Source organism: Paraburkholderia sp. 2C, from assembly GCF_054589215.1.
Genome location: NZ_BAAILL010000049.1, coordinates 215,803 through 229,440, shown reverse-complemented (window position 1 = coordinate 229,440; position 13,638 = coordinate 215,803). Strand labels below are relative to the sequence as shown.

General features: G+C 64.5%; 9 protein-coding genes. 5 read left to right on the top strand and 4 right to left on the bottom strand.

Annotation, left to right across the window (positions count from 1 at the left end):
* Positions 1-173 precede the first annotated feature (173 nt).
* Together ACYPXD_RS25295 and ACYPXD_RS25290 are read left to right on the top strand one after the other, a co-directional pair.
* Complete coding sequence (locus ACYPXD_RS25295) at positions 174-2,273, top strand: D-(-)-3-hydroxybutyrate oligomer hydrolase (RefSeq protein WP_459717518.1); 2,100 nt, start codon at positions 174-176, stop codon at positions 2,271-2,273.
* 236 nt (positions 2,274-2,509) lie between these two features.
* Positions 2,510-2,764, top strand: coding sequence for a hypothetical protein (locus ACYPXD_RS25290; protein WP_459717514.1), 255 nt, complete (start codon positions 2,510-2,512; stop codon positions 2,762-2,764).
* Between the two features lie 7 nt (positions 2,765-2,771).
* Here ACYPXD_RS25290 and ACYPXD_RS25285 read toward each other — a convergent pair whose 3' ends face one another.
* On the bottom strand, positions 2,772-3,560 hold the full coding sequence (locus ACYPXD_RS25285; RefSeq protein ID WP_459717511.1) for a sulfite exporter TauE/SafE family protein: 789 nt from the start codon (positions 3,558-3,560) through the stop codon (positions 2,772-2,774).
* 196 nt (positions 3,561-3,756) lie between these two features.
* Here ACYPXD_RS25285 and rarD point away from each other — a divergent pair, with 196 nt between their 5' ends.
* The 3 genes from rarD to ACYPXD_RS25270 all read left to right on the top strand — a co-directional run bounded on the left by rarD (position 3,757) and on the right by ACYPXD_RS25270 (position 7,273).
* Positions 3,757-4,632 (top strand): EamA family transporter RarD, encoded by an 876-nt coding sequence (gene rarD, locus ACYPXD_RS25280; RefSeq protein ID WP_459717507.1) that lies wholly within the window; start codon positions 3,757-3,759, stop codon positions 4,630-4,632.
* Positions 4,633-4,749: 117 nt separating this feature from the next.
* The gene (locus tag ACYPXD_RS25275) at positions 4,750-6,348 is read left to right on the top strand and encodes a tetratricopeptide repeat protein (protein WP_459717505.1); all 1,599 of its coding nucleotides are present in this window, start codon (positions 4,750-4,752) and stop codon (positions 6,346-6,348) included.
* Between the two features lie 247 nt (positions 6,349-6,595).
* Positions 6,596-7,273 (top strand): class I SAM-dependent methyltransferase, encoded by a 678-nt coding sequence (locus tag ACYPXD_RS25270; RefSeq protein ID WP_459717503.1) that lies wholly within the window; start codon positions 6,596-6,598, stop codon positions 7,271-7,273.
* A gap of 74 nt (positions 7,274-7,347) precedes the next feature.
* Here the strand turns inward: ACYPXD_RS25270 and ACYPXD_RS25265 are convergent, their stop codons facing one another.
* The 3 genes from ACYPXD_RS25265 to ACYPXD_RS25255 form a co-directional block, all read right to left on the bottom strand.
* Positions 7,348-10,401: an efflux RND transporter permease subunit gene (locus ACYPXD_RS25265; RefSeq protein ID WP_459717499.1), complete on the bottom strand. Its 3,054-nt coding sequence runs from the start codon at positions 10,399-10,401 to the stop codon at positions 7,348-7,350.
* Positions 10,402-10,411: 10 nt separating this feature from the next.
* Positions 10,412-11,557, bottom strand: coding sequence for an efflux RND transporter periplasmic adaptor subunit (locus tag ACYPXD_RS25260; RefSeq protein ID WP_459718506.1), 1,146 nt, complete (start codon positions 11,555-11,557; stop codon positions 10,412-10,414).
* Positions 11,558-11,809: 252 nt separating this feature from the next.
* The gene (locus tag ACYPXD_RS25255) at positions 11,810-13,261 is read right to left on the bottom strand and encodes an efflux transporter outer membrane subunit (protein WP_459718502.1); all 1,452 of its coding nucleotides are present in this window, start codon (positions 13,259-13,261) and stop codon (positions 11,810-11,812) included.
* Positions 13,262-13,638 lie beyond the last annotated feature (377 nt).

Sequence of the window (13,638 nt, the reverse complement as noted above, 5' to 3'; positions counted from 1 at the left end):
CAGTACGCGCACCGGTCGGTCCCGATCGGAGAAACGGGCTTCGGCACACGCCGAAGCCCGTTTCTCTTTTATGCGCCTTGCCTGATGTATCCGCCGATGTGCGCGGCGTTCCTTTGTGCCCGCCGTTTCGTCTACTACGCTCACGATGTGTCCGTGATGCACGGGAGACAACAATGCCGGTAACCCGATCCTTGCGTTTCGCGACGATGGCGTGCGCTACCGCGCTCGTCTGCGCCTGCGGCGATGGCGGCGACGCTGGCGGCAGCGGTTCGTCGATCAATGTGCTGCCGGCCTTCGTCGTGTCGGGCAGCGTGACGACGATCTCCTACGACGGCAACACCGACGACCTCCTCACCGCCGGTCTCGGCAAGACCGGCCTCGCCGGCGACGCGCCCGGCTTTGCGAACCCCGGCGCGCCGACCGCGGCCGAACTGCGGCGTCTCGCGATCTGGTCGAATTACCGCGCGCTGGTCGACATCACCGCGAATGGCGGGTACGGCCGCTTCTGGGGGCCGAATATCGATCTGAACGGCAACGACACGTTAGGCGAAGGCAAGATCGCCGGCACCGAATACATTGCCTACGCCGACGACGGCAGCGGCCTGCAGAACATCACGTTGATGATCCAGGTGCCGGTGAGCTTCGATCCGGCGAATCCGTGCATCGTCACGGCGACGTCGTCGGGTTCGCGCGGCGTCTACGGCGCGATTTCGGCGGCCGGCGAATGGGGCTTGAAGCGCGGCTGCGCGGTCGCGTACACCGACAAGGGCACCGGCAACGGCGCGCACGAACTGATGACCAACCTCGTCACGCTGATCGACGGCCGGCTTGCCATCGCGTCGACGGCCGGCACGAAAAGTCTTTTTAGCGCGAACCTGCCGTTGTCGAGTCTCGCGATCTTCAATCAGACCTTCCCGAACCGCTACGCGTACAAGCATGCGCACTCGCAGCAAAACCCGGAACAGGACTGGGGCAAGGACACGCTCGAGGCGATCCAGTTCGCGTACTGGGCGCTGAACCAGCAGTTCGCGCCGATCGTCAACGGCAAGAACCACGGCGTGCGCTACCGGACGGGCAGCATCACCACGATCGCCGCCTCGGTCAGCAACGGCGGCGGCGCATCGCTCGCGGCCGCCGAGCAGGACACGCAGGGATGGATTACCGCGGTGGTGGTCGGCGAGCCGCAGATCAACCTCAACATGTCGCCGAACGCGCAGGTGCTCGAAGGCGGCGTGCGCATCGCGTCGGCAGGCGCGCCGCTGGCCGACTACATCACTTACGCGAACCTGCTGCAGCCGTGCGCGGCGGCGGCGCCCGCGCTGATCGGCGCGCCGTATCTGTCGACGCTGCCGACCGCGACCACCGCGGCCATCCGCACGGCGCGCTGCGCCTCGCTGGCGGGCAGCGGGTTCGTCAACAGCGGCGATCTCGCGACGCAATCGACCGACGCGCTGAACCGGCTGCATGCGGCCGGCTACGAAACGGACTCCGACCTGCTGCAAGCCTCGATGTGGGATTCGCAGGCGGTGCCGGCGGTTGCCGTCACTTACCTGAACGCGTACACGAAGTCGAGCGTCGGCGACAACCTGTGCGGCTTCAGTTTCGGCACGACGAATGCGCAAGGCGCGGCGGGCGTGCCGCTGCCTGTCTCTCCGATGCTGTCGATATTCGGCCTCGGCAACGGCGTGCCGCCGACCAACGGCATCAACCTCGTGTACAACCTTCCGCCGTTCGGCTTCGATCATCGGCTCGCGACCGCCGACGCGAGCTTCGCCGGCGCCGTGTGTCTGCGTGGACTATGGACGGGCGGCGACTCGCGGGTGCAGACAAACGTCAACGCGATTCGCGTGAACGCGAACCTGCGCGGCAAGCCGGCCATCATCGTGCAGGGCAGAAGCGACACGCTGGTGCCGGTCAATCATGCTTCGCGTCCATATCTCGCGATGAACAGCCTCGCTGAAGGATCGAGAAGCCAGTTGTCCTTTTACGAAGTCACGAACGCCCAGCATTTCGACGCGTTCCTCAGTGTCGCGGGTTTCGATACGCGCTACGTGCCGCTGCATTACTACAACCTTCAGGCGCTGAACCTGATGTGGAGTCACCTGAAAGGCGGCGCCGCGCTGCCGCCGTCGCAGGTGGTCCGCACGGTGCCGCGCGGCGGCACGCCCGGTTCGGCGCCGGCGCTCGGCACGGCGAATCTGCCGCCGATCGTCGCGAGTCCGGGATCGAACGCGATCAGGGTGGCGTTCGGGACAGTCAGCGTGCCGCGCTAGGCACGCCGTTCAGTCGCGCCGTTGAACCGTTGAACCGCGCTGTTCGGCCCGCCGTTCAGCCCGCCGTTCAGCCGACCGGATCAGCCGATTCATCGCGCATCAACCCGCGCGTTCCGTGCGCTGCCACGCACGCTTGATGCGATCAGCGCTTCGGATATTCAGGCTGCCTGTGCGCGATGACACATAATTTACCCACGTGGTGTCGTACTGTGAGGTATCGGAATCGGAGTCGCATGATGGACACGATACTTTTGAGGTACACCGACTTGCCGATCGGCGAACGGGCAGCTTTCGAACTGGTGTGCGCGCGGCACGGCTTTGCGCCCGCGCATTTCGATGTGACCGCAACGATCGATGCGCACGACACCGCGCGGGAACGGCGGCTCGTGACCGTGCGGCGCGGCGGCTGGGCGCAGTCGTATCACGAGGACAGCGCCGGGCATTGGGTCCGCGAGTTCGAAACGGATCTGAACTGCCGGTTCTTCAAATAGCGTCCGGTCAAGCCAGCACGAGCTTCACGCCGACTGCGGTCAGCGTGGCGGCGAGCACATGGCGCAGCAACTTCTCCGGTGCTTTCGCGGACAGCAGGCTACCCGCGACGATGCCCGGCAACGACCCCACGAGCAGCGACAGCAGCACCGACCAGTCGATCGACCCGAGCAGCCAGTGCCCCGCGCCTGCCAGCAGCGTGAGCGGCACTGCGTGCGCGATGTCGGAGCCGACGATGCGCGAAACCGGCAGCGCCGGGTACAACAGCAACAGCACCGTCACGCCGATCGCGCCCGCGCCGACGGACGTGAGCGTGACGAGCGCGCCGAGCACGGCGCCCGTCAGCATCGTGAGCGCGAGCGTGTTGCCGTAGGCGGGCGCCGGCCGACGGCGCGCCGCGAAGACGGCGAGCTGCGGCCGGAACACGAGCGCGATCGCGGTGATCAACAATGCCGCACCGAGCACGACCTGAATCAGATAGCTGCCGCGCGGCGTGTCCATTCCATAGCGATGCAGCAGAATCAGCGTGAGCGTCGCGGCAGGCACGCTGCCCGCGGCAAGACGCAGCGTGACGCCCCAGTCGACCGAACCCTTGACGCCATGCACGAGCGTGCCGGTTGCTTTGGTCACCGACGCATAGAGCAGATCGGTGCCGACCGCGGTGGCCGGGTGAACGTTGAACAGCAGCACGAGAATCGGCGTCATCAGCGAGCCGCCGCCGACGCCCGTCAAACCGACGAGAAAACCAACGAAAAGCCCGGAGGCGGAATACAAAAGATCAATGTGCGGAAGAGACATCGGAAGGAATGACTTCAGTGGACGGAGCGTCCTTAAGATTGGCCGATTGCACCGGATCGGCGATTTCTTTGTGGAAATTGACGAGCTCGTATGCCGAAAGACCCGTATTGTCGCAAAACTGGCAACCTTGCGTGTTGGATTGCGTGACTCGAAGCTTACAATACAGTTCGATAGATCTTTCGCTTCGTTAATCTCGATGAACTACGGCGTCGCCTACGCATTTCTCGCCTTCACGATCTGGGGGCTCTTTCCCGTTTACTTCAAATCGCTGCATCAGATCGCGCCGCTCGAGATTCTCGCGCACCGCATGGTCTGGTCGATGCTGTTTCTGTTTATCGTGCTGAGCGCGCGTCTGCAGTGGCGCTGGCTTGGGCCCGTGCTGCGCGATAAGCGCCTGCTCGCGCGCTTCGCGGCGAGCGCGGCGCTGCTGTCGGCGAACTGGGGCACCTATATCTGGGCCGTGAACGCCGGGCATATCGTCGAGGCGAGCCTCGGTTACTTTGTCACACCGCTGGTCAGTGTGCTGTTCGGTCTTGCCTTTCTCGGCGAACGGTTGCGGCCCGTGCAGTGGCTCGCGGTGGCGCTCGCCACCTCGGGCGTGCTGTGGCTGACGTGGGAAAACGGCCGGCCGCCATGGATCAGCATTGCGCTTGCGCTGACGTTCGGCGGCTATGGGCTGTTGCGCAAGACCGCGAAGCTCGGCGCGCTCGAAGGGCTCACGCTCGAAACGATTCTGCTGCTGCCCATTGCGTTGCTGTATCTCGCGGCCTTGTCGCTGCATGGCGATAGCGGCTTCGGTGCGGCGCCAACCGGTTTGAAGGTATTGCTCGCACTGGCGGGGCCGATTACGGCGATTCCGCTCCTGCTGTTCGCCGCGGGTGCGCGGCGCATTCCGCTGTCCATGCTCGGATTGCTGCAATATGTGACGCCGACATTACAATTGCTGATCGGCGTGCTGATTTATCGCGAGCCGTTTAGCGGCACGCAGTTGATCGGCTATGGCGCAATCTGGATCGCGCTTGCCGTGTACTCGCTCGAAGGGCTTGCCCGTGTGCGGCTCGTGCGGCAGTAACGGGCCTGCGGGCCGCTGCTGCGATTCGTGATTAAACTACCGGTCTTTACCCGGTCAATACAGATCGGTAGTCAGGTTTGAAAGCGGACGCATGTGTTCGCATTACGTCAGGTTTGCATGAATCACGATTTCGAACCCACGCTGGCCGAGGCGCAGAAGCACTACGCGGAAGGTCGATTCGACGAAGCCGCGCGTCTTTTGCAAAGCGTGCTGGCAAGCGCGCCCGAGCATGGCGAAGCACACGCCGGGCTCGGTTTCATCGCTGCGCGACGGGGCGATCACGCGCGCGCGGCGCAACACCTGGTAGCGGCATCGACGCGCATCCCGATGCCCATCGACGACCTGAACTTTGCTGCACAGGTGTGTCAATCGGCGCAACGTCACGATGATGCGCTCACGCTGTTCGAGCGTTGTCTCGCGCAGTTGCCGAATCATGTCGCATCGCTGCATGGCGCGGCGATGTCGCTGGTGCAGATCGGCGAATTGCCGCGTGCGCTCGAGAAGCTCGAGCAGCTGTGCAAACTCCAGCCGCAGTCGGCCGAAGCGCATTACAACCGCGGCACGCTGCTTGGCCAGATGGAACGCTTCGACGACGAACGCAAGGCGTACGAGCAGGCAATCAGGCTGAAGCCGCGCTTTGTTCCCGCGTATACGAATCTCGGTGTCGTATTGCGCGATCTGGGCCGCTTCGACGACGCCATGCTTCAGTTCAAAAAGGCACTGGCGATCGACCCGAACGACGCGGGCGCCCGCACGAATCGCGCGCAGACGAATCTGCTGCGCGGCGAATTCGAGCACGGCTGGCGCGAATACGAATGGCGCTGGCGCGACGGCACGATGAGTCACGGTTTTCCGTCGAGCACGCAATGGACGGGCACGCAGCCCATCGCCGGCAAGACGGTTTTCGTTCATCAGGAACAGGGGTTCGGCGACACGCTGCAGTTCGTGCGCTTCGTCGAGCGCCTCGGTGCGATGGGCGCGCGTGTCGTGTTGCGCGTGCAGGACGCGCTGCTGCCGCTGTTGCGGCACTATCGCGGCGCGGCCGACGTCATCGGCGAGACCGCACCGGCGCCGGCTTTCGACTATCACATTCCGGCGCTGAGTCTGCCGCTTGCGCTGAAGCTGCGCGAAGCCGACTTCGCGATGGCCGGTCCTTATCTGCATGCACCCGAATCGCTCGTCGCGCAATGGGACGATCTGTTCACCGGTTCCACCGGAAAGCCACGCGTGGGCGTCGTGTGGTCCGGAAGCCGCATGCTGCTCAACGATCGCAACCGCAACCGGGCGATCCCGCTCGAACAGCTGCAACCGCTATTCGACGCCCAGGCGGACTTCGTTTCGCTGCAGCACGACGTGCGCGACAGCGATCGCGCGACCCTCGCGGAACTCGAAGCCGGCGGCGTGCTGCGCGACGTCTCGTCGCGGCTCACGACGTTTGCCGATACCGCCGCGCTGATCTCGCGGCTCGATCTCGTGATCGGCGTCGATACGGCGGTCGCGCATCTGGCGGGCGCGCTCGGCAAGCCCGTGTGGATTGCGTTGCCGTTCATGCCGGACTGGCGCTGGCAACTCGGGCGAAGCGACAGCCCGTGGTACGCAACCGCGCGGCTTTTCCGGCAGACGGCGCGGGGCGACTGGACCGACGTGATCGCCGCGCTGCGCGCGCAACTCGATGCGGGAACGCCGCATGCGCAGGCCACGAAGCCGGCGCGATAAAAGCGCGCTGATCCCTGCAGCTGTGACCCCATTCCGGAATAGTTCGATTCCCGGGTTGTTGTATCCGGCGTCGTGACCATCGCGCGCTGTCCGGATTCGATGGCCGCGACGATCGCGGTCTTGCGGGCCGCGATCGACGACCGGGCAGCGGCAACAACGCGATCGAAACGATTCGGGAACGATGCCGCGGCCGGGATTCCTGTTGACAGCGGGTCTGACAGCGGGCCACCAATCAAACGAGGGCGCGATGAGAGTTGAACAAATCTACGATTTCGCGGCGGGTTTTTACGATTACCTGTTTGGGCGTGCGTTCCAGCATGGCCGCGTGCGCAGTACCGAGCGCATTAACGCGAGGGCCGAAGCGGGCGCGAAGGTGCTTGAAGTGGGGCTCGGCACCGGGTTGTCGCTGCCGCTTTACCGCTCCGATCTGCAGATTACCGGCGTCGATATTTCGGAGAAGATGCTCGATCGGGCGCGGCGCCGTGTCGAATCGGAGGGCCTTGGCAGCCAGATTCGCATTGTGAACATGGATGCGACCCGTCTGCAGTTCGAAGACAACAGTTTCGATTTCGTCGTCGCGATGTACGTGGCGTCGGTGGTGCCCGATCCGGCCGCCTTCCTGCGCGAAATCTCACGCGTATGCAAGGTGCGAGGCGAAGTGATCGTCGTCAATCACTTCGCTTCGCGCAACCGCTTCGTCCGCGCGTTCGAGCGCCTGCTGGCGGGACTCGAATCGGTGATCGGCTTCAAGTCGGATTTTCCGCTCGAAGAGGTGCTGAATTTTTCCGACTTCCAGCTGATCCGGACGGAGCGCGTCAACGCTTTCCGTTACTGGCATCTGCTGCATTTCAGGAATGCGCCGCAAACGCCTGTCGCCCTTCCCCCGCCGCGGCTTGCGTACTCGTCGGCGGCGTACGGACGATAAAAAAGGCAGGCGGCGCGCCGTATTCCGGCGTGCCGCCTGCTAGTGCGTCTGCTAGTGCGTCTGCCGCCGCGCGATCAGGCGACGCTCGGTGCTTGCCTATCCCGATGGTGGTCGGCGCCGATAAACATATACATCGCCGGCACGACAAAGAGCGTAAACAACGTGCCGATCGACAGCCCCGTAAAGATCACCAGACCCATCGCATTGCGGCCCGCCGCGCCCGCGCCCGACGCGATCACGAGCGGCAGCACGCCGAACACCATCGCGGCGGTCGTCATCAGGATCGGCCTGAGACGCACCGCGGCCGCTTCTTCGAGCGCCTCGCGCTTCGATTTGCCCGCGCGCTGCAACTGGTTCGCGAACTGCACGATCAGAATGCCGTGTTTGCTGACGAGCCCCATTAGCGTGACGAGCCCGACCTGCGTGTAGATATTGAGCGTCGAGAGCCCGACGTTGATAAAGATCAGCGCGCCGAAGAGCGCCATCGGCACCGACACGAGAATCACGATCGGATCGCGGAAGCTCTCGAACTGCGCGGCCAGGGCGAGAAACACGATGATCGTCGCGAACAGCAGCGTGACGACGAAGCCGCCCGACTCCTGCACGAACTGGCGAGACAGCCCCGAATAGTCGGCCGCATAGCCGGACGGCGCCGCTTCGGCGGTCGCCTTGCGCAGGAAGTCGAGCACTTCGCCTTGCGAGACGCCGGGCACCACGACGCCGGAGATGGTCGCCGAGTTCAGCTGCTGGAAGTGGTTGATCGACTCCGGCACGACCTGCTGCTTCAGATGCGTGACCGTCGAGGCCGGAATCACGCTGCCGTCGGGCGTGCGCAGATAGTAGTCGAGCACCTGCGACGGATTCAGGCGGTCGGTCTGCAGCACTTGCGGAATCACCTTGTACGAGCGGCCCGCGATCGAGAAGTAGTTCACGTAGTTGCCGCCCAGCGCCGCACCGAGCGCCGCGCCGACATCGGCTTGCGTCATGCCGAGCGAGGCGACCTTGTCGCGGTCGACGAGCAGCACGCTTTCGGGCTTGTCGAGCTTCAGGTCGCTGTCGACGTAGAAGAACATGCCGCTCTGATAGGCCTTCGCAAGCACCGATTGCGCGACTTCGTTGAGGTTCTCGAACGGCTCCGTCGTCGTGATGACGAACTGCACGGGCAGCCCTTGCGCGCCCGGCAACGGCGGAAACTGGAACGCGGCGACGCGCGCGCCTGCAATGCTGTTCCATTTCTGCTGCAATTCCTGCTGCAGCTGCGTCGCGCCTTTCTTGCGCTTGTCCCAGGTCTTGAACAGCACGCCGCCGATGCCCTGGTTCAGCGTCGGCGCGCCGGTCAGCTGGAACATCTGCGAGTATTCGGGCAGCTGTTTCGAAATGTCGAACACCTGGTCCGCGTACGTCTGCATCTGCTGGATGGTCGCGTTCGGCGGGCCCTGGATCTGCGACAGCACGATGCCCTGATCTTCCTGCGGCGCGAGTTCCGATTGCGACGTCATAAAGAGGTACACGGTGCCGCCGAGCAGCAGCGCGCCCATAACAATCAACACGGGCCACGCGTCGAGCGTCGAATGCAGGATGCGCGAATAGCCGCGGTGCACGCGATCGAACTGCCGGTCGACGAAGCGCACGAAGCGGTTCGATTCCTGTTCGGCGCGGAAAAAGCGCGAGCACATCATCGGCGAAAGGCTCAAGGCGATGACGCCCGACACCGTCACCGCACCCGCCAGCGTGAACGCGAACTCGGTAAAGAGCGCGCCGGTCAGACCGCCCTGGAAGCCGATCGGCGCATAGACGGCGATCAGCACGACCGTCATCGCGAGAATCGGGCCGCCCAGTTCGCGCGCCGCGATCAGCGCCGCTTCGAACGGCGGCCGGCCTTCTTCCTTCATATGCCGGTCGACGTTCTCGACGACGATAATCGCGTCGTCCACCACGAGGCCGATGGCGAGCACGAGAGCGAGCAGCGTCAGCAGGTTGATCGAGTAGCCGAGCGCCTGCATCACAAAGAACGTGCCGATCAGCGACAGCGGCATCGCGACCACCGGAATGATCACCGCGCGCAGGCTGCCGATAAAGAGGAAGATCACGACCGTCACGATCAGTAGCGCTTCGACGAGCGTCTTGATCACTTCCTCGATCGACGTATTGACGAAGTCGGTCGCGTCGTAGACGATGTCGCCGGTCATGCCGGTCGGAAACTGCGACTGCAAGCCCGGGAACGCGGTGCGCACGCGTTTCGCGACATCGAGAATATTCGCGTCGGGCGCCACCTTGATGCCGATAAACACCGAGCGCTTGCCCGAAAACGCGACGTTGAAGTCGTAGTTGTCGGCGCCGAGCACGACGTTCGCGACATCTTCGAGCCGCACGATCGCGGTGCCTTTCTGCTTGACGACGAGCTTCTTGAAGTCGTCGACGGTGTGCAGGTCGGTGCCCGCGTTGAGGTCGACCGACACCATCTGGCCTTTCGTGGTGCCGAGCGTCGCCAGATAGTTGTTGCTGCCAAGCGCGGTGAACACGTCCTGGGCCGTCACGTTATGCGCGGCGAGACGCGCCGAATCGAGCCACGCGCGCAGCGCGAACTGCCGGCCGCCGAGCACTTCGGCCGTCTGCACGCCTTCGATCGAATCGAGCTTCGGCTTGACGACGCGCAGCAGGTAGTCGGTGACGTTGTTGCTCGGCAGCACGCTGCTGTAGAAGCCCATATACATCGCATCGGTCGTCTCGCCCGTCTGCACGGTCAGCACCGGCTGCTGCGCCTGCGGCGGCAACTGGTTGCGCACCGACGCGATCTGCGTGTTGATTTCGGTGAGCGCGCGATTCGAGTCGTAGTTCAGACGCAACGTGACGGTGATGGTCGACACGCCGGTCGTGCTGGTCGACGACATATAGTCGATGCCCTGCGCCTGCGCGATCGCGGCTTCCATCGGCTGCGTGATGAAGCCCGCGATCGTGTCGGCGCTCGCGCCGTAGTATGCGGTCGTGACGGTGACCACGGCGTTTTCGGTTTGCGGATATTCGCGCACCTTGAGCGCGATCAGCGCGCGCACGCCGAGCACGAGAATCAGCAGGCTCACGACGGCCGCGAGCACCGGCCGCTTGATAAAGATATCGGTGAAGTTCATGCGCGGCCCCTTATTGTTCCTGAGGCTGCGGATTCGGGTTGTCGGCCGGCTGCACGCGGTTGTCGATCACGAGCGGCGTGCCGTTTTTCAGCTTCAGCTGTCCGCTCGTCACGATCTGCATGTCCGCTTCGATGCCCTTCAGGATCGCGACCTGATCGCCGCGCGTCGGCCCCGGCGTCACGAACACCTGCTGCGCGACCGGCATCGTCTTGCCGTGCGCGTCAGCTTGGGTCTTGCCTTCCGGGCCCGGCTTCACGACGAACACCGTCGCGCCGTACGGGTTATACGTAATCGCCGTTTGCGGCAGCGTCAGGTAACGCTGCGCGCCGCCCGCGTCGATCTTTACGTTCGCGTACATGCCGGGCAGCAGCTTGCGTTCGCGGTTATCGACGGTCGCCTCGATCTGCACATTGCGCGTCGTGCTGTCGACGCGCGGGTTGATCGAGCGGATCTTGCCGTTGAAGGTGCGGCCGCCGAATGCGTTGGTGTCGATCGCGATCTGCTGGCCGACCGCGAGCTGGCCCAACTGCTGTTGCGGCAGATAAAAATCGGCATAGATCGGATCGATGGCCTGCAGCGTGACGATCGCATCGCCGGGATTCAGATACTGGCCCGGGTTCACCGTCGTGATGCCGACACGGCCCGCGAACGGCGCGCGAATTGTCTTCTTTTCGACGAGCGCGGCCTGCTGCGCGACCTGCGCGGTCTTGGCCTTGAGGTCGGCGGCGTCCGCGTCGAGTTGCGCCTTCGCGATCGCCTGGATCTCGAATTGCGCCTTGTCGCGCTTATAGACCGTTTGCGCGAGATCGGCCTGGGCCTGCAGCGAATGCAGCAGCGCGACGTCGGAATCGTCGTTCAGACGCACGAGCACCTGGCCCGCCTTGACATCCTGCCCCGACGAGAACGCGATCTCGCGCACGAGGCCGGGCACTTCGGTCGTCACGTCGACGCCGCGCACCGCGCGCAGGCTGCCGACCGCCGCGAGCTGCGGCTGCCACGTCTGGTATTTCGCCACGGTCGCGGTGACCGTGGCGGGCGGCAGGGCGTTGCCCGACATGAACTTCGCGATCATGTGCGCCTTGAACAGATTGAAGCCGACGATCGCGCCGAGCAGCAGCGCGACGCAGATCAGCATGATGATCATGCGCTTCGTCATGCGCCGCCTGTGACGTGCGGGCGTATCCACGGTGTCGATCTGATTTGCGGTCGGTCCTTTTGTGCTCATCGTTATGTCCTTGCACGTCTCAATCGTGAAGCGCCGGCGCTGGCTCGCCTCGGGCTGTCTGGCAACGCTTTGTGCTTATCCGGTGTGTTCGGTGTATCCGGTGGTCGAAGCGCCGCGGCTTCGCTGGGGCTTCATTGCGGCTTTATCGCGGTTTCATTGGGCCTTCGGGCGGCGGCGGATACCTCATTGCACCGCGGCGGTCTCCGGCAGCGGATCGTTCCACCAGCCGCCGCCGAGCGCCTGGAAGAGCGCGGCGGTATCCGCGTAGCGCGCGGCCTGCGCCTGCGCGAGATCGACCACGGTCTGCTGATACTGGCGCTGCGTGACGAGCAGCGACAGGTAGCTGATGCCGCCGAGCTTGAACTGGCCGCGCGCCATCTCGAGCGCGTCGCTGGCCGATTGCCACGCATCGGTTTGCGCACGCAGGCCGTTGGCATCGTGATCGAGCGCGCGCAACGAATCGGCCACGTTCTGGAACGCTAACAACACGGTTTGACGGTATTGCGCATCGGCCTGTTCGTATGCGGCCACCGCCGCGCGCTTTTCCGCGAGCAACTGGCCGCCGCGGAACACCGGCTGCAGCACGCCGGCGCCGATGGCCCATACCGTGCTTTCCGCGCGGAACAGTTCGGCGGGGGTCAGCGACTGCGTGCCCCAGCTGGCCGACAGCGTGATCTGCGGATACATGTTCGCGGTCGCGACGCCGATCTGCGCGCTCGCCTGATGCAGTGTTGCATCGGCTGCGAGAATATCGGGCCGCTGCCTGACGAGCGCCGACGGCACGCTGACCGGCAGCGTTTGCGGCAGCGAGAACATCGCGAGCCGGAACTCGGGCAGCGTCGGGTCGTTCGGCGGGCTGCCCGACAGCACCGCGAGCTGATGGCGCGTCTGGTCGAGCTGTTGCCGCAGCGGCGGCAGCGTCGCGCGTGTTTGCGCGAGCAGCGTCTGCTGCGTGAGGACGTCGGTTTTGCCGATACCGCCGAGTTCGAACTGCTGTTTCAGCACCTTGAGCTGGGCGTCTTCCTCCGTCGCGATTTCTTCGGTCGCGGCGATCTGCGCACGCAGCGACGCTTCCTTGACCGCCGCGGTGACGATGTTCGCCGTCAGCGCGAGCCATGCCGCCTGCAACTGGTAGCGCTGATAGTCGACCTGCGAGCGCGCCGCCTCGACGCCGCGGCGTGCGCCGCCCCAGATGTCGAGCGCATACGACACGCTGACCGACGAGTTGTACAGGTTCAGGTCTTCGGTGAACTGCGGCTGTCCGAAGGTAATGCCGTTGAATTTCTCGCGTGTTGCATTCAGTTGCGCGTCGACGCGCGGCAGCAGCGAGCCGCCGAACTGCGCGCTCAGGTTCTCGCGCGACTGGCGCAGTGCGGCGCGTGCCGACGCGATATTCGGACTGTTCGCGAGCGCTTTGCGAATCAGCGTGTCGAGCGGCTCGCAATGGAACAGCGACCACCACGCGGCCGGAATCTCTTCACCCGCTGCGAAGTGCTGCGGCACGCCCGACGCACCGGGCGCCGACGCGGTTTGATCCGGTAACGGCGCGGTGGTGTAGCGGTCGGTTGCGGGCGGCGCGGGCGTACGGTAATCGGGACCGACCATGCAGCCTGTCAGGAGTACTGGCAGCAGCACGGCCGACGATAGAGTGGGAAAAAGCGCAGGAAAAAGCGCAGGAAAAAGCGCCGGAGAGCGCGCGGGCGGCGCGGCACCGCGAAGCGCCGTGCATAGACGGTCTCGTAACAGGTAGAGCGGCTTATTGTCCTTTGTCATCAATCCACCATATTTCGCGCGCGCCATCTGAGGTGAGACGCACGGATGCCGATAGTCAATGCAACTAATCTGGTCTTTTCGGGATGCAAAATGCCCGGCGGCATGCCGAATTGGCGCATAGCCTAGCATGGGTCGAGCGTGTGTCTTCAAACGGGCACAGGCAGTGCAGGGCTTTGTCCGCATGGTTTGCAGCGGGAATCCACCAGGCGGGCGCGCATCGCAAATCGCCTATGCTGATT